The organism is Kitasatospora sp. NPDC002551, from assembly GCF_040296005.1.
Classification (GTDB): Bacteria; Actinomycetota; Actinomycetes; order Streptomycetales; family Streptomycetaceae; genus Kitasatospora.
The window spans coordinates 240,804-257,573 of the sequence record NZ_JBEOWI010000001.1; the positions used below are offsets into that span (position 1 = coordinate 240,804).

14 protein-coding genes are annotated in these 16,770 nt (G+C 67.5%); 9 read left to right on the forward strand and 5 right to left on the reverse strand.

Going from position 1 to position 16,770, the window contains the following annotated elements:
• Window positions 1-109 precede the first annotated feature (109 nt).
• From ABT093_RS01045 to ABT093_RS01065, 5 genes are all read right to left on the reverse strand, one after another.
• Window positions 110-1,681: a type I restriction-modification system subunit M gene (locus ABT093_RS01045; RefSeq protein ID WP_350558418.1), complete on the reverse strand. Its 1,572-nt coding sequence runs from the start codon at window positions 1,679-1,681 to the stop codon at window positions 110-112.
• Window positions 1,681-3,246 (reverse strand): restriction endonuclease subunit S, encoded by a 1,566-nt coding sequence (locus tag ABT093_RS01050; protein ID WP_350558421.1) that lies wholly within the window; start codon window positions 3,244-3,246, stop codon window positions 1,681-1,683. Before ABT093_RS01050 ends, ABT093_RS01045 begins: the two co-directional genes overlap by 1 nt.
• On the reverse strand, window positions 3,243-6,803 hold the full coding sequence (locus tag ABT093_RS01055; protein WP_350558424.1) for a DEAD/DEAH box helicase family protein: 3,561 nt from the start codon (window positions 6,801-6,803) through the stop codon (window positions 3,243-3,245). Before ABT093_RS01055 ends, ABT093_RS01050 begins: the two co-directional genes overlap by 4 nt.
• A 153-nt stretch (window positions 6,804-6,956) precedes the next feature.
• Entirely contained in the window at window positions 6,957-7,430 is a 474-nt protein-coding gene (locus ABT093_RS01060; protein WP_350558427.1) for an NUDIX domain-containing protein, read from the reverse strand.
• Between the two features lie 27 nt (window positions 7,431-7,457).
• Window positions 7,458-8,675: a helix-turn-helix domain-containing protein gene (locus tag ABT093_RS01065; RefSeq protein WP_350558430.1), complete on the reverse strand. Its 1,218-nt coding sequence runs from the start codon at window positions 8,673-8,675 to the stop codon at window positions 7,458-7,460.
• Window positions 8,676-8,824: 149 nt separating this feature from the next.
• Between ABT093_RS01065 and ABT093_RS01070 the strand changes: the two genes are divergently transcribed.
• The 9 genes from ABT093_RS01070 (at window position 8,825) to ABT093_RS01110 (ending at window position 16,751) form a co-directional block, all read left to right on the forward strand.
• Complete coding sequence (locus ABT093_RS01070; protein WP_350558433.1) at window positions 8,825-9,373, forward strand: ATP-binding protein; 549 nt, start codon at window positions 8,825-8,827, stop codon at window positions 9,371-9,373.
• On the forward strand, window positions 9,370-9,597 hold the full coding sequence (locus ABT093_RS01075; protein ID WP_350558437.1) for a hypothetical protein: 228 nt from the start codon (window positions 9,370-9,372) through the stop codon (window positions 9,595-9,597). The genes ABT093_RS01070 and ABT093_RS01075 overlap by 4 nt, the downstream gene beginning before the upstream one ends.
• Window positions 9,598-9,965: 368 nt before the next feature.
• Window positions 9,966-11,003, forward strand: coding sequence for a hypothetical protein (locus tag ABT093_RS01080; protein ID WP_350558440.1), 1,038 nt, complete (start codon window positions 9,966-9,968; stop codon window positions 11,001-11,003).
• Window positions 10,997-13,042, forward strand: a complete 2,046-nt coding sequence (locus tag ABT093_RS01085) for a phosphoketolase family protein (RefSeq protein WP_350558443.1) — start codon at window positions 10,997-10,999, stop codon at window positions 13,040-13,042. Before ABT093_RS01080 ends, ABT093_RS01085 begins: the two co-directional genes overlap by 7 nt.
• A complete protein-coding gene (locus tag ABT093_RS01090; RefSeq protein ID WP_350558446.1) occupies window positions 13,039-14,079 on the forward strand; it encodes an enolase C-terminal domain-like protein in 1,041 nt (346 codons plus the stop codon). Before ABT093_RS01085 ends, ABT093_RS01090 begins: the two co-directional genes overlap by 4 nt.
• Window positions 14,076-14,516, forward strand: a complete 441-nt coding sequence (locus ABT093_RS01095; protein WP_350558449.1) for a hypothetical protein — start codon at window positions 14,076-14,078, stop codon at window positions 14,514-14,516. The genes ABT093_RS01090 and ABT093_RS01095 overlap by 4 nt, the downstream gene beginning before the upstream one ends.
• A complete protein-coding gene (locus ABT093_RS01100; RefSeq protein WP_350558452.1) occupies window positions 14,513-15,178 on the forward strand; it encodes an HAD family hydrolase in 666 nt (221 codons plus the stop codon). The genes ABT093_RS01095 and ABT093_RS01100 overlap by 4 nt, the downstream gene beginning before the upstream one ends.
• Window positions 15,175-15,966: a class I SAM-dependent methyltransferase gene (locus tag ABT093_RS01105; RefSeq protein ID WP_350558455.1), complete on the forward strand. Its 792-nt coding sequence runs from the start codon at window positions 15,175-15,177 to the stop codon at window positions 15,964-15,966. Before ABT093_RS01100 ends, ABT093_RS01105 begins: the two co-directional genes overlap by 4 nt.
• On the forward strand, window positions 15,963-16,751 hold the full coding sequence (locus ABT093_RS01110) for a creatininase family protein (RefSeq protein WP_350558458.1): 789 nt from the start codon (window positions 15,963-15,965) through the stop codon (window positions 16,749-16,751). The genes ABT093_RS01105 and ABT093_RS01110 overlap by 4 nt, the downstream gene beginning before the upstream one ends.
• Window positions 16,752-16,770: the final 19 nt, after the last annotated feature.

Consider the following 16,770-nt stretch of genomic DNA (forward strand, 5'->3'; position numbering starts at 1 on the left):
AGTGAGCGGATGCTGGGTGGTACGGGGCGGTGTCCGTGTGCTGCCGACATGGAGCAGCGCACGGACACCGATTACTTCTGGACGCTACGTACCGCAGAGGCAGCTGTGGTTACGCCTCGGCGATGGCCTCTTCAGCAGTGATGTCCGGCTTCACCTCACCGCCGAGAGCCTCGGCGATCGCCTCGAACTCGGCCAGGGCAGCCTGGAGATCTTCCACAATCTCCTGCGCGATGACATCAGGGGCGAGCATGCTGTCCGCGTCGTCAAGCGCGGGGTCCTTCAGCCAGGTGATGTCGAGGTTGACCTTGTCGCGTGCGATGAGCTCGTCGTACGTGAAACATTTGAAGCGGCCGTCCTCGGTCTCCTTGCGAGCCGAGCGGTCGTCCGGCTTGTATGCCTCAATGAAGTCGGCCAGGTCGGCGAGGCGGAGAGGATGCTGCTTGAGTGTGAAGTGCATCCCGGTGCGGAAGTCGTATACCCAGACTTCAGAGGTGTTGGGAACGTCGTCGGCCCGCGGGGGCCTCTTGTCGAAGAACAGGACGTTGGCCTTGACCCCGCCGGCGTAGAAGATGCCAGTGGGCAGGCGAAGAATTGTGTGGAGGTCGAACTCCTGGAGGAGGCGGCGGCGGATCTTCTCGCCGGCCCCTCCCTCGAACAGCACGTTGTCGGGCAGAACGACAGCCGCACGGCCATCCATCTCTAGCAGCGACATAATGTGCTGTAGGAAGTTCAGCTGCTTGTTGGTGGTCGTAGCACGAAAGTCGGAGCGGTCGTAAGAGATGTCTTCCCGGTCGGTTTTTCCGTCCGTTCCCACGACTGTGATCGCCGACTTCTTGCCGAATGGCGGGTTCGCGAGGACAAGAGAGGCCCGGTGGGAGGGGGCATCCGCGAGCGCGTCGCCGGTAGTGATGAGCGAACTGCCGTCTGCCTCACCGATGCCGTGAAGCAGCATGTTCATCGCGGCGAGGCGGGCGGTGCCGGGGACGAGTTCGTTCCCCCAAATGCTGCCCTGACCAAGTGCGAGGCGCTGCTCGCGGGAGAGGTCCTTGAGGTGGTGCTGACGGATGTAGCTGTGCGCGGCGATCAGGAAGCCGGCGGTGCCGCAGGCCGGGTCGGTGATCCGGTCGTTCGGGCGCGGCTGCATCACCTGCACGATGGCGTCGATTAGTGGGCGCGGGGTGAAGTACTGGCCGGCTCCGGTCTTGGTGTCCTCGGCTCCCTTGGCGAGCAGACCCTCGTAGGCGTCGCCCTTAAGGTCTGTGCCCTCCAGGACCCAGTCGGTCTTGCCGATCAGGTCGACGACCAGCTTCTCGAGGAGTGCTGGTTCGGTGATGCGGTTCTGAGCCTTGGCGAAGATAGTACCTAGGGTGGTGCCGGGGCGCTTACCGAGTTCGGTGAGCACCTTGCGGTAGTGCGCCTCTAGCTCTTCACCACGCTTGGAGACAAGCGATTTCCAGTCCAAGGCGGGAGGAACGATTGGAGCGGCTGCCTCGCGGGCGAACGGGTCGTCGGCCAACTCGTCGGCCATCTTGAGGAAGAGAAGATACGAGAGCTGCTCAACATATTCGATGGTCGACAGTCCGTTGTCGCGCAGGACGTTGCAGTAATTCCAGAGCTTGGCGACCAGTGAGTTGGTTTGCGTGATCGCCTTAGCGATGACCGGGGCGGCTTCGGTGCTCATCAGACGTCAAACTCCTGCTGTGCGATAATCTTATGGGGGAGATTTGAAGAATAAAGAGCCAGAAGCTCATAGGATTGGGCTGTTGCAGGAATTTGCGACCGCCGGGCAGGCTTGCGCTTCACCTTATCCTTTCGCCGTGCCTCTTGCTCGGCTCGGATCCGTTGGAGGAGCGTGCTGGCCGGTTCCTCCGCGGAGTTCTGCGGTACAAGCGTTCCTGTGAATGCGCGGGCGAGTATGGCGCTGCGAATATGGGTGGCACGGGTTTCTGCGTCGGTCGTCGCCGATGCCAGCCGGCGCGCTCCAGTCAATGCGACATCAACCGCTTCCAAAGTTTTCCGCTGTACTTCCAGAGGAGGCAAGGGAATGGGAAGCTGGGACAGGGTATCGGCACTCAGATTGTACTGGCCCGCGGATGATGCGGCGTACTGCTCAATCGTGCGGCGCCAGAGTGGGCTCTGCGTTACAAGCTCCACCCATCGGGGCTCAACAGCTCCAGGAGTAAGCCGGAATCGAATTAGATACGACGCAAAGGCGTAGGGGAGGGATCTGTCGACCACTCCTACTCGGCCAATCAATCTGGGGCTTCCGTTCGTGCGAACAAAAAGCACGTCGCCGGGCTCCAGGAAGAATTTGGTGAGATCAATCTCTGTATCGATCGCATGCTTCACATCGCTGAGATCGATCGTGCCGCTCTGAACATTTGGAATGCGCAGAACGGGTTGACCCTCTGCGCCGTAGTCACACTTTGTGGAAGTTCCATAGCCGGAAGCGTGGGAGAGCGTTCCGAGGCTCGCCATCGTCCAGTTAGGGGGAAGCGAGTAGCCCTTAACCTCAATTGGGGATACGGGCTTCCAGCGTCCAACTGCACGGGATCTGCTGAGCTGCTCGATGGCGGAAATGTCGACCTGATCGATTTCCTCGACCGGCTCGCTGAAACCACCGCTTGCTGCCTTGCCTAGCAGCAAACTGGCAAGTCGATCAGTTCGGTGTTGCGCAAGAGACAAATTCGAGGTTGCGGAATCGACGCGAGACAGGTAGCCATCGATGGCTTCTGCAATGCGATGCTGTTCTGCAAGTGGAGGTAGGCCAATCTGAACCTTTTCAAGGTTCTTCCTGGAGATCCGCTTTCTGGTCGTGCCGGTCTGATAACTAAGGATCTGCTCCCGCACTTGCGGTGAGTTAATGGCCCACATGAGCCACCGCTTATTGACGTGTCGGTGGTCGGGTCTGACGATACAGACGTCTACCACGGTGACTGCATGGCGATCCGATCCCGGATAAATGCACGCGCGCCCTAGAGGCTCCGGCATTCGAGCAACGAGAATGTCACCTTCCTGAATGAAGGTGCACCGAAGCTCCTCAGCCTTCTCCTGCGTCAGGGAACGATTGCTTCGATCGCGAAAGTGGCCGTCCCCAATGTCCGCTAGTTGTACAAGGCGAACTTCCCCGTCAGGATCCTGGTCCTTGCTTTCTACCCAGTCGCCGTCTTTAAAGATGCCATCTGGGGACACGAGATCCGCCAGTGAAACGAGGCACCAGCCCGTCGGGAGTTCCGTGTTGCTCAAGCCAGTTCTCGATTCAGCTCATTCAGAAGGTCGTGAGGGTCGCGTCCCGGAAAGGCCAGAGCGAGGCCCCTGCCGCCGCCGCGACTGGTGAAGGGTTCGGCTCGGAAATCCGCCGGAGCGATACCGACGTCGCTGGCTACGACGTCGCGGATGGCTTCCAGCCACCACAGCTGCTCGTCCGTGAACTCCGCGCCTGCCTGCTGTTGCCGCAGCAGCCAACCCTCGAAGCGTTCCTCTACGGTCTCACGGTAGGGCTTGAGCTCTGCGTCCACCCCGAGCTCGTACCTGATGAGAGAGATCAAGTCGGGTACGCCTGCCTGCTTACCGGGTTCCTGGCTGGCGTCGCCCAGATCCTCGTAATAAGTCCACAGGACCTGCGGGGTCCACGCGAAGTCAGGACGACGGATCTGGTCGGCCAGCTCCTTCAGTGCTGCGTATGCCTCAGTTGGGCCGACCGAGCGCGGGCTGGAGAGTGCGACGGAGACAGCGGCGATCTCGTCGCGTTGCTCCGTGAGTAGCCGGCTCCAGCGGTTGACTTCCTCGCGTGCCCGCTCCTCCCGGGGGATAGCGCGGACATCGGTCACCGAGACCGCGGTGGTCTCATCCATCACGTAGTCCTTGTCGCGACGGATCTCGATGATCATCTTTCGCAGGTCGGGGTTAGCGGTGAGTGGGGCGACGGCCGACTCCACAAGGGCTCGTGCCGCCTTCTCGCCACCCTCTGTCCTGGCGCGGTCCTGGCGGTCGGGGTCGACAGCCTTAACGATTGCGCCTGCGATTTCGGACAGCGTGCGCCCACCAGCGGCCTGGGTAAGCTGCTCGCGCTCTCGGTCGTTAAGCTGCTGGTTGAGGCGGGCAAGACGGCCGGCGAGGATTTCCGCCTCGGAAGCGCTGATCGACTTCGTGCCAGCCTTGTCGAGGAGCTTGGCCAGCGAGATCTGGCGCTCTCCTGCAGGGACGAGAGGTCGGGCGTCGACGAGCGGGGAGTCGGTGACGCCTACCGCGTCCACGAGGACGAACCGGTCCTTGCGCACCCGCTCGTCCCCGTCGGGGGTGACCTCGCGTAGCTCGGTGGCGTCGATCGTGCGGGCGCCGCGGCCCTTCATCTGCTCGAAGAGTACTGAGCTGCGGACTTCCCGTAGGAAGATCACGCACTCCAGTGCTTTGACGTCCGTCCCAGTGGCGATCATGTCGACGGTTACGGCGATCCGCAGTCGCGGGGACGTCCGCAGGGCGCGGATCAGTTCGTCAGGGTCCTCGCCGGCCTGGCGGCTCTTGTAGGTGATCTTCTTGGCGAAGTCGTCTCCGCGGCCAAAGACCTCCTTGGCCTGGGCGAGAACATCCTCGGCGTGGTCCTCGCCAACCGCGAAGATCAACGTCTTCGGGACCTCCATGCGGCCGGGGAACCAGCTCTGCCAGTTGTCCCGGTACGCCGTGAGGACGGCCCGGATCTCGTCAACGGCCACCACTGACCGCCCGATCTGGCGGGTGGTGTAGGTGAAGTCGTCCTCCAACTCCTGGTAGCGCTGGTGGCGGGTCTTACGGTCTCGAATCCTGACCGTCGTTCCCTCGTCTATGGTTGCGCCGCCGTTCTCCCGCAGATCTGTGTGCATGCGGACGACGTCGAAGTCGACGTTCACGCCGTCGGCGACGGCCTGCGGGTAGGTGTATTCGGAGACCAGGTTCCGGCCGAAGAAGCCGAGGGTCTGCAATGTCGGGGTGGCTGTGAGCCCCACCAGGTGGGCGTCGAAGTACTCGAGAACCCCACGCCACAGGCCGTAGATGGACCGGTGGCACTCGTCCACGATGATCAGATCGAAGGACTCGAGCGGTACGGCCGGGTTGTAGCCGACCTCGACGGGCCGCTCGGCCGTGTAGGACTGCTCATACGCGGTGTCGTCGTTTGCCTCGTCGGCCGGGTCGTCGTCGACGAGCTGCTCGCCGGTCAGCAGGCGGTACATCTTCTGGATGGTGCAGATCACCACTGACGTGCTGTCCTGCAGGCCGGCGGCGCCCAAGCGTTCGACGTTGTAGATGTCGGAAAACTTGCGCCCGTCGTCCGGGGTCGTGAACTTCCGGAACTCGTCCAGGGCCTGCTTGCCCAGGTTGTTGCGGTCCACCAGGAACAGCACACGGCGGGCACGGGCGTGCTTCAGCAGCCGGTACGTCTGGGAGACGGCGGTGTAGGTCTTACCGGCACCGGTCGCCATCTGGATGAGGGCCCGTGGCTTATCCACGGTGAGAGAGCTCTCCAGGCCGGTGATCGCCTCGATCTGGGCCGGGCGCAGCCCGTTGCGCTGCAGCGCCGGCATCTCGCGCAGGGCGGCGCGGAAGGTGGGCGCCTCGGGGTGCTCGTCGGCGCGCCGCATCCACGCGGCGATCGTCTCCGGCCGGTGGAAGGCGAACACCTCGCGGGAGCGTGCGTCGGGGTCGAGGCGGTTGATGAAGTACGTCTCGGTGCCGGTGGTGGCATACCGGAACGCGAACGGCTCGTCCTCTCGCCACACCGCCAGCCGGTGCTCCTTGAGGACACCGCCGGCGTAGCGGTCGTTCTGCGCGACCGCGCTCGCCAGGTGAGTGCCCTCACGCTTCGCCTCGATGACGCCGACGATGGACCCGTCGACGTACAGCACGTAGTCGGCGCGGCCGGTGGCGAGCGTGAACTCGCGTACCGCCACACCCCGACCGGCCATCGGGTTGACCGCGTCCCGATCCTGAACAAGCCAGCCTGCTGCCGCCAGCAGCTTGTCGATCTCTTCGCGGGCCTGCACCTCGTTGAGCGGAGCCGGCCGGTGGGCACGGTGGATGATCGCGTCCCGGGCCGCCGGATCCACTGTGCGCGGAGCCTGCCTCGCTTGCTCGTAGGCGGCCACTTGCACGGCGCGCATCTCGGCGACCTGCGCTGTCAGCTGTTCGAGCTGAGCCAGCAGCTCGGCGTTGTTAGCGCTGGCGCTGGCGATCAGGCGCTCTGCCTCCGCGCGAGCCTTGCGCTCAGCCTCCAGCTCGTCGGTGGACTCGGCGAGGCGGGTGCGCGCCTGGGTGAGGGCCTGACGATGGCCGGTCAGCGCCTCGTTCAGCTCGGCAAGCTCCGCCGGGTCGGCGATCCGCTCGGCTGCCTGCGGGTCGCTGGGCGGGACGAACTCCGCGACTGTCCGGCGGCCGGAGATCGCGTCGTGGAACCACAAGCCCAGCTTGTAGCAGGTACGCACGGCTGCCAGGGCCCGCGAGGTATCGAACAGGTGGGCGTGCGCCGCCTTGTTGCGATCGAGCCGCAGTTGATCGAAGTCGGTGCGGATCTCGGGGACCAGAACACCAGCCCGGGTCAGGGCCGTCAGGCGGTCGATCTGGCGATCACCTTCCACCCGCATGCCGATCCGGGTGACCAACTCCTCAGCGAGGACCTCCCCGAACTGGCCCGCCTGCACGAGCGAGGAGTTCGGGTTGGTGAAAACGGTCGCCTCGGCCTGAGCACCGTAGAGAGACAGCAGCGGCTTGAGCTGGTACAGGATGCCGAAGTTCGGTGAGGACTTGGCCAGATTCCGCAGTCGCGCGTCCATGTCCCCAGCTACTCCGTCCTCGTGGCGTCTGGCCGTGATGTCGCTCTGCTGTGACGTGCTAGCACTCAGTGTAGGAGCGATGAGGCCGGATGGAGAGCGAACGATCAAGGTGATGCCGCAGGGTGGGACCTGTAACACCCAACCTGTCTTCGACTACTGACGAGTCGCTCCATGCTCCAGGTAGACGGTCCCGGACTGCGTCCTGGCAGTGCAGGCGGCGTGGACGCGGCGGGCGAGGCGTGGGATGAGGAGTGCATCGAGCTGGTCGCTGGCGTGGAAGGCGTACTCGCCGATCTCGACCTGGTCGACGGCGATGCGGTCGAGTTCGTCGGCCGGGAGGACGCCCCCGTCGAAGACGAAGAGGAGCTTGTCGCCCTCGGTGGGGTGGGGTGCCCAGTCGGCGACGAGCAGGCGGCCGATCGGTGGGGTGATGCCGAGCTCCTCCTTGACCTCCCGGGCGGCGCCTTCGCTCGGGGTTTCGCCGGCGTGCAGGTAGCCGCCGGGGATCTCCCAGCCGGGCTTGTAGGTCGGCTTCACGAGGAGGATGTGGTCGTCCTCGTCGAAGAAGAGCACGCCGGCGGCGGTGCGAGGCTGGGCTACGACCTCTTGGGGCTGGGAGTCGCTCATGGTGACGACTGTAGCCGTCTGCGGCGATCACGCGACGATGCTGAGCCGCTGGGCGACGCCGGCGAGCAAGTGGCTGGGCTTGCCTCGCTGTTGGCGGACCCAGGCGGTCACCAGGTGTCGAGGGATGAAGTGGTAGCGGACCTGCTCGGGGGCCAGTTCCTCAGCGTCCAGGACGAGGGCGAGCGCCTCGTCCGTGCGGTTCTGTGCGCTGTAGGCGCGGGCGATTTCGAGGGTGTGTCGCACGCGGCGTTCGAGCGGGAGGGTCGAGGAGTCCACGCGGGGTCCTTGGTCGGCGGCGATCTGGACGTCGCCGAGCTCCATCGCGGTCGAGATCCGGTGGATGGCGACGTTGGTGGGGCCGAAGGCCGTCCACATGTGGTTGGCGTCGTGGCCGACGCGCTGTGCGGCCCGGTCCGCTTCGGCGAGGAACTCACGTACGGTGCCGCGGTCCTCGGTCCTTGCGGCGGCCATCGACCCGACGAGGAAGAGGGTGCCGTAGATCGAGAGGTAGGTCGGGGAGGCGTCGTCGAGGCCGGCTTCCAGATAGGCGGCGGAGTTCACGACCAGGTCGCGGGCTGCGGTGAGGCGTCCGTTGGTGAGCAGGCAGTGGGCGACCGAGCGGAAGAGTGAGCCGGTGACGACGATGTTGCCTGACTCCTGGGCGGCCGTGAGCCCGCGGTCGGCTGCGATCCAGGCGAGGTCGGCTTCGCCTATCTTCGTCAGGACCATGGCGGCACCCTGGTAGGCCATGGCGAGCAGTGCCTTGGCCTGAAGCTGCTGGTCGCCCTCGTACATGCGAACCGCACGCTGGGCCTGGGCGAGGATGTCGGGGACGAGCCTGGTTGCTCGGGAGTACCTGGCGTCCTGGTAGGCGGACCAGGCGGAGCCGACCTCGGCACGCAGGATGTCGAGGTCGGGCGGCTGCTCGACATCGTCGGCGGCCAGCAGGGGCGACATGTGCTTGTAGTCCATGAGCGCTTCGCGGAGCTTCGCGACCGCCCCGCTCTGGGTGTTGGTGGCCCCGTCGAGGAGCGACGGTTCGGCCAGGAGGTCGCCGAGCTGGACGTCGAGTGCGTCCGCCAGTGACTTGATGACCGAGAGGCGGTCGAGCTCGATCCGGCCGTTCTCGACCTTGCTCAGCCAGTCGGCCGTTCGCCCGACCAGGCCGGCCAGGACCTCCTGCGGCATGCCACGCCGGCGGCGGTACCAACCGACGCGCTCGCCGATGGTCAGCGTCTCCGTCATCCCTCGCATGCTCCCAGGCTCGGGGAGGCTCGGCTCCTTACCCCGGAAAGATTTTCCGGGTTCCTCTCCATCCATCCTCCTAGCGTTCTGACTTGCCCTCAAGCAGCTGTGCCTGATGGGCCATTGCGCGATGCGGAGGGGTGATCGTCATGGCACGTCAGGACCTGCGAGTCGGCACGACCGCAGCAGAGGGACAGGCATTCGCCAACCGCCTTCGCCCGGTGGCTCCTCGGGGCTGCGATGTGGACGCGCCCCAGCTGCCTCGCACCAGCGGTCTTGCGATGACCACCGCCTCGGCGACCGGCTGCGTGTCGGTGCTGATGAGTTTCCTCCGCGCTCCCGCCTCGGTGCCCTTGGTCCGGGCGCTGGTCCGAGGGATCGCAGGTGTTTGGGATCTCGACGAACTGCTTGTTCGGGACATCGAACTCGTGGCATCCGAGCTCTCCACGAACGCGGTACTCCACGGCGCGGCTTCCTGCATCGGTTGCTTCGACGTTCGGTTGGCGCCCCAGCCTCACGGGCTTCGGATCGAGGTCGCGGACGCGGGATCCGGGGCCGTCGGTCAGCGGGAGCCCGCCCAGACGGCCGAGAGCGGCCGGGGGCTTCTCCTCGTCAGCTGCTTGTGCGAGAGCTGGGGTGTCGACGAGACCCGCGACGGCACCGTGGTCTGGGCCGAGCTCAGGACCGATGCGGCATGACCGACTACCAGCTGCACCACGGCGTCCACCGCGCCGCCGACCGGGATCCGTTCGGCCGCGTCCTCACCTGGCTCTGGGCTCTCGGTCACCTGATCGTCCTCACCCTGCTGGGCGTGACGGCTCATGACCAGCTCAGTTCCGATCACTTCGGCCCCGTTCTGGCGGCCGACCACGAGCCCGACTGCGGCTTTGAGAACTTCACCGCGGTCGATCCCGGGGCCTGACGACGAAGTCACGCCCCGCCATCCGTCGCACCACCGAGATGAGAAGGGAACACTGCCATGTCGTCGATCGCGCACCTTCAGGCGCCCCAACCTCCGCCTCCTCCGCCCCCGCCGCCGCCGGCACCGCCGACCCCGCAGCCGCCGTACCCCGGTCGCTGAGCGAAGGAACCGTGTGGGCCTGCCGGACGGACACCGGCAGGCCCACACGGGCCCATCCTCCCCGACGAGTTGAGGGGAGCGAGACAGATCCAGCAGAGAACGACGCCGTGGCGGCACCGCCCGGTCGAGACAGCGACGGAGAGTGGATCATGACGACAGCGCTCGACGGCACACCGGCAGCGGTCCTCACGCCTTCGGCCATCAGGGCCATGGCGGAACACCACGGCGTGCCGGTGGAGGACGCCCTGCTCATCGCGATCAACCTGTACGGGATCTCCTCTGCCCACGGCCGGCACCGGGCCCGGATCTCCGTTCGCCTGACGACCCGGCCGGATGTCGCCTGGATGGTGATCGTCCCGCTCAACGCCGAGGCATCCCCGTTCCGCCTGGTCGGCGACGAGCTCTCGCTGGGCGGCGAGGTCGTCGGCACTATCGACCGGGTCTCCGCAGACGAGGCGGTCGGCGGGTACTTCCGGGACGGCGGGCGGGCCGCGACGCTCAACCCCAACGCCCGCAGCCGCTGTGTGGGGTGCGCGTTCTGCCCGAACACCCTGGAGGCCGCCGCTGATCCGCGGCTCGCCGAGGAGCGGGAGCTGAACGAGCTGCTGGCCGCGCTGGTCGAGCAGCACCCCCGGCACGACCTGACCGAGCTCCGGGAGGTCACCGTGTCGACCGGATGCTTCGAGCGGGAGCGGGCAGCCGTCGACCACCTGATAGGGCTGCGTGACGTGCTCTCCGCCCACGGGATCGGCGCCCGTATCGGATTCCTCACCTCGGTCATCCGCACCAGCGAGGCGTTCGAGGAACTGGCCGAGCGGGTCGCCCCGTTCGTGCTGCGGCTCACCGCCGAGTGCTTCAGCCGGAGAGACCTTCTCCTCAAGGCGAGCAAGGCGAACCTCACCACCGAGGAGATGCCACGCGTCCTGGACCGGGCGATCCGCGCGGGCCACGCGACCTCGTTCACCTACATCGTCGGCCTGGACCGCCTCACCGACCTCCGTTCCGGTGTGGCCGAGCTGATGCCGCTCGTCACCGAGTTCCCCAACTTCCAGGTGTACCAGGCGCACAACTCGATCATGGCGGGCCTTCGAGCCGACGGGTCCGACTCCCTCGAGTACTACCTCCAGGCCCGCCGGGACATCGAGGACATCGTCGGTCCGACCGGCCTTCGCCCGGCGGCATGGGAGTGCTACCGGCCGCTGTGGTACTTCACGTTCGGCGAGGAGCAGTTGGTGTCGCCATGCTGAACCGGGCCGATGCGCTGTGGCGGGCCGCCACGTGCGTGGCGGTGGCGCTGCTGCACCTCGACGACAACCAGCTGCTGACCGAACCGCTCAAGGCCGAGCACGTCAAGCCTCGCCCCGCAGGGCACTGGGGCACCGTTCCCGGCACGGCGTGGGCGCTCGCCCACACGGTTCTCGCCGCCGGAGAACTGGGCCCCGATCGCGAGCTGGTCCCGGTGATCGGGGCCGGCCATGCCGGGGTGGTCCAGCTCGCCTGCGCCTGGCTCACCGGCCAGCTGGCCTCCGTACGCCCCCAGTACTCCCGCGACGTGGCAGGGCTGCGACGCCTTGCCCGCGACTTCCCGCACGTCGACGGCCTCGGCTCCGAGACCCACCCCCTGCTGCCGGCGGGCGCGGCACCCGGAGGCTGCCTCGGTGGCGCACTCGCGTTCAGCCACGGCCTGGCGCTCGACGCGCCCGGGCGGATCGTCGTGCCGATCATCGGCGACGGCGAGTGCGAAACCCCTATGGCGGCGGCTTCGTGGCTTGCGGCCCGGACTCTCCAGGGGAGTGCCGTCCTGCCGATCGTGCACGTCAACGGCTTCCGGATGGGTGCCCAGTCGCTGCTGGGAACGATGACGGATGCCGAGCTCGTCGCGTACGCGGCCGGGCTGGGGTGGCAGGCCCGCGTGGTGCACGTGCCGGCGGCCACGGTGGATGCGCACGAGGCGTTCCGGGATGCCCTGGCCGCGTCGGCTGGCGAGGTCGCCGACGGCATGCGGACGGCCGTGTTCCTTCGCTGCGTGAAGGGTTGGAGCGGACCGGAGTCGGTCGACGGGCGGCCGGTGCTCGGCACGGCTGCGGCGCACAAGACGCCCCTCGGGGCGGCTCGCCAGGACGAAGGCCAGCGTGGCCAGCTGGAGAGCTGGTTGGCGTCGTACCGGCCCACCGAACTCTTCGACCAGGATGCCCAGCCGATCGGCCTGCTGGCCGAGGCGATCGAATCGGCCGCCTGGCACCCGGCTGAAGGCACCGGGCGCGCCGCGCTCGAACCGCCCAGGCCGGTCGTGCCCGCCCAGGCCGGTTGCCTCGGTGAGTCCGTGGGCAGCGTGCTCCGCAGGCACGCTGCTGCCGGCGGTTTCCGGGTCTTCAGCCCGGACGAACTCTCCTCGAACCGCCTCGGCGCACTGTCGGACGAGCCGTGGGTGTCCGAGGTGCTGGCCGAGGAGGTACTCCTGGGCTGGCTGGCCGGCTGGATCAGCAGCGGCCGTCGCGGTGTCCTGGTGTCCTACGAGGCATTCGCGCCTCTCCTGACCTCGGGAGTCGTCGGCCACCTCAAGCACCGCCGACTTGCCGGGGAGAAGGAGTCCCCGAGTCTCAACCTGCTGCTGACCTCGTACGGGTGGCACAACGTCTTCACCCACGGCGACCCATCGCTCTCGACCGCCCTCCTCGCGACGGAAGACCCTGCGGTGAGCGTGCTGGTCCCGGCCGATGCCCGGCGCACCGCCGCCGCGCTCGACGCGGAACTGAAGTCGACGGGCCGCGTCAACGTGCTGATCGCGGGCAAGCACACCGAGCTGCAGCTCCCGCACGAGACCGTCGAGCAGGAACTGGGACGCGGGCTCGCGATCTGGCCGCACCTGAGCGACCAGGAGGAGCCCGACCTCACCATCGTCGTGGCAGGCGACCTGCCGGCCGAGGCCGTCACGGCGGCGCTGCCGGTCATCCGTGACCAGCTGGGCTGCCGGATTCGCGTCGTGGGCGTTCTCGACCTGACCGTGCTCGGCGATCCGCAGCGCTGGCCGAGGGGCCTGACCGAGGCCGAGGTCGATCACTACCTCGGGGAGAACGCCTCGGTCCTGGTCGTCACGCTCGGGCACCCGGCAGCGGTGTGGGGACTGTTGACAGGGCGGTTGCGGAGGCCGGCCGAGGTGATCGGCTGGCGCGAGCCGTCCGGGCCTATGCCCCAGGATGTTCTCGCGCACGAACTCGGCCTCGACGGCACCGGATTGCTCCAGGCCGCCCGTCGGCTGACTGGCGAGCTGGGGGCAGCGCGATGACGGATCCACTCATCGACAAGGTGGAGACGGTGCTGGTCGGCGCCGAGACAGAGACCGGTGACGACACCGTGTTCGTTGCGGTCCATGGTGCGGGGCAGACGGGTTGGTACGGGCCTGTGAGCAGGCCGGTCGGTCGAGCCGTCGAGACGATCGGGCCTGTAGCCGTAGGGGCTGCCGTGTCCGACCACAGCGGTCTCCGACCGCGGCTTCGGGCAGCCGCACCCGGGGTCTCGGACTGGGCCGTCGGGGCAATCGACTGCGCTGCGTGGGATCTCCATGGCCGCCTGGTAGGCAGGCCAGTGGCCGACCTCCTGGTGCCACAACGGAGGACGAAGGCGGTACCGGCGTACGCCTCGTGGCTCCGGCTGGACCTCAGCGGACCCGCCAGCCACGGCACGCTGACCCAGGTCCTCGACGAGGGGTGGGCCTTCACCAAGTGGGGACTGCGCCGGCGCCCCGGGACCAGCGTCGCTGCTGAGGCCAGGGACCTGATCAAGGCACTGGCCCGCGCCGCTTCGGTGATCGAGGAGCCCTTCGCCGTCGACGCGGTGGGGACGTGGAGTCCACAGCTCGCCGCCGCTGTCGCCATCCTCCTCGACCAGCCCCACCTCACCTGGCTGGAGGATCCTCTGCCGGAGCACTACCTGCGCGTCTACAGCCAGCTGGCCACTGCCGGGGTGCCGGTCGCGGTCGGCGAGCGCTTGCGGCCCGACGAGGACCTGGGCACCCTCCTGGACCTTGCTCGACCCACCGCGCTGACCATCGACGTCGTCGGCTGCGGCGGCCTCACCCGCGCGGTCGAAATCACCGCGGTCGGCCACGAGGCGGGCATTCCCGTCTACCCCCACGGCCGCTCGTTGGTGCCCGGCATCCACCTCGCGGCGGCGTTCCCCGATGCCGTTCGAGCCGTCGAGTACCGCAGACAGTGGGAGCCGCGGCGCCAACTCCTCTACGCCGAACCGTGGATACCCGAGAACGGCAGATTCCCCGCACCCGAGGCCCCTGGACTCGGTACTCAACCCCGGAGCACCCGATGACCCGAACCACCGAGCATCTCCCCGTCCATGGAACGACCCGCCACGACGAACACGGCCTGCTGCTCGTCCTGGACCGGCGGCTCGACGGCCACGACACCTTCCTGTCCGGCCGCCTCGACCTCGGCCAGGGACCGGCTGCCGTCAGGATCATCACCCTCGACGACGTCACCGTCCTCCGCCCGATGGAGACGATCGAGGCACCCACCCCGGTCTGGGCCGGAACCCTCCACCTCCCCCACGGACTCCGACCGCGCAGCGTCCCCGGCGACCTGGCCGACGCCGCCCAGACCAGCCAACGGGATCTGGCAGCGCTCGACGCGGCCGAGATGCGGTACGCGCTGACCTTCCTGGGCGAGGCCACCACGGAGCAGATCCGCACCGCCCGGGTCGAGGCCATCGTCTCCGCCCTGCCCGCTGTCGGAGGCGATGCGGCATGAGCGAGTCAGTCCGTCCGCTGGTCAGCCTGGACATCGGGGGCACGCTGGGCAGTGCACAGGGCCCCGGCCTGGCGGCCCGGCTCGCGGCCATCTCGCCGCTCGGGCCCAAGCAGGCCCGTTGCGTCATGCGGGACGTCCTGCACACGGCTCCGGAGATCACCGATGACGTGATCAAGAAGGTCAGCGCGGCATTGGGCATCGAGCCGACCGAGTTTCCGACGGACCTGCCCGTCCCACCGCTCGTCCTGTTCCCCGGAGTCGTCGAGGCGCTTCAGCAGCTCAGCGACTGGGCCACCGTGGTCACGCTCTCGAACGTCACCTGCACCGAGGCCGACCCCGACCGGCTCCTCGCCCTCCTCTCCCCCTGGGTCAGCGCCCACTTCCCCTCCTGCCGTATCGGCTTCGCCAAGCCCGACTGCCGCGCGTTCTGGACCATCGCCGACTCCTACCAGGTCCCGGCCGCGACCATGGTCCACGTCGGCGACGACTGGGAGTGCGACATCCGCGGTGCTGCGGCAGCCGGCGTCGCCGCCGTCTGGCTCTCCCACGGCCGCACGGTCCCCGACGAACACGTACTCGTTGAGCACAACGTGCTCGTCGCCCACGACCTCACCGACGCAGTCCAACACGTCCGCCACCTACTCGGCACGAGGAACCCATGAGCCTGTTCACCGGCACCTCCAGCTACTACCGCCAGTACCGCCCCGGCATCCCCGACGAGGTCGCGACCGTCCTCGACCAGGCCGTCGCACCCGGCAAGCCCCGCCGGCTCCTCGACGTCGGCACCGGCACCGGACTCGTCGCCGAGTCCCTCCTCGGCTGGTTCGACGACATCATCGCCATCGACAACGACCCCGACATGCTCGCGGCCGCCCAGGAAGCCCTCCGGCCCCAACTCCCCGACGGGGTCAGCCTGTCACTCATCGAGTCGACGGCCGAGGACTTCAAGCCTCCGACCGGCTGGCAGGCCGACCTCGTGACGATCTGCCGGGCCTTCCACTGGCTCGACCAGGCCACCGTCCTCGCCCTCCTCGACGACCAGGTCGCACCCGGCGGTGCCGTCGCCATCTTCGGCGACAACAGCTTCTGGGCCGCCGACAGCCTCTGGAAGCAGTCCGTGCGCGCGGTCGTCCAAAGCTTCCTCGGTGAGGAACGGCGGGCCGGCAACAGCACCTTCAAGCACCACAACCGGCCCTACAGCGAGATCATGGAGGAGTCGCCCTTCAACCGGGTCGAGGAGATCCGAGTACCCGTCCACCGGACGTGGAGCACCAAGAGCATCCTCGGCTACCTCTACTCCACGAGCTTCGCCGCACCGCACCTCTTCGGAGACCGCCTCGACGAGTTCGAGGTGGCAGTGGAGAACGCCCTCGCGCAGCACAGCACCGAGGACGTGTTCCCGGAGGACAACGAGTTCCTCATCCGTATCGGCCGGCGGGGCACCGAGTGATACAGGCGGACGGTCCAGCCGCCCGCCAGTTCGGGTGGCTGGCCGCACCCGCGGTCCTCACCGAACTCACCACCGAATCCGTGCTCTGCCTGCCCATCGGCTCCCACGAACAGCACGGCCCCCACCTGCCGCTCAACACGGACACCGTGATCGCGGAGCGGTTCACCGCCATGCTCGTCCAGCGATACGGCGAACAGCACGACCTCTGGGCCCTGCCAGCCATCCCGTACGGGCTCTCACTCGAACACGCCTGGGCACCGGGCACCGTGTCGCTCCGGATCGCGAGCTTCATGTCCCTGCTCGACGCCGTGGTCGCCGAGTACCTGCGGGCAACCCCCGCCCGGCGGATTCTGATCATCAACGGCCACGGCGGCAACCGGGGAATCCTGGAGCCGGCGCTCTACGAGCTGAAGCGCAAGCACGCCTTCTCCGTCTGCGTCATCCACCCGGCCTCGCTGTCCGCCGTCAGGAGCGACAGCGAGACCGCACCGGAGATTCATGCAGGCATCCGCGAGACGGCCATCATGCTCGAACTCGCTCCGGACAATGTCCATCTCGACCGCCTCCCAGCGGACTTCAGCGTCTGCGGCGCCGAGGCGAAGCGGCTCGTCCTGGACCGCGGCACGACCTGGCCGTGGACCTCCGGCGACAGCACCATCGCCACCTGCGGCGTCATCGGAGGCGACCCGCGCGAGGCAACCGCCGACGCAGGCCGGGCCATTCTCGACGGCGCCCTCGACGCAGCCGGGCACGTACTCACGCACCTGACCAACCACCGCCAGTAGCAGACCTACGCCCACTTGG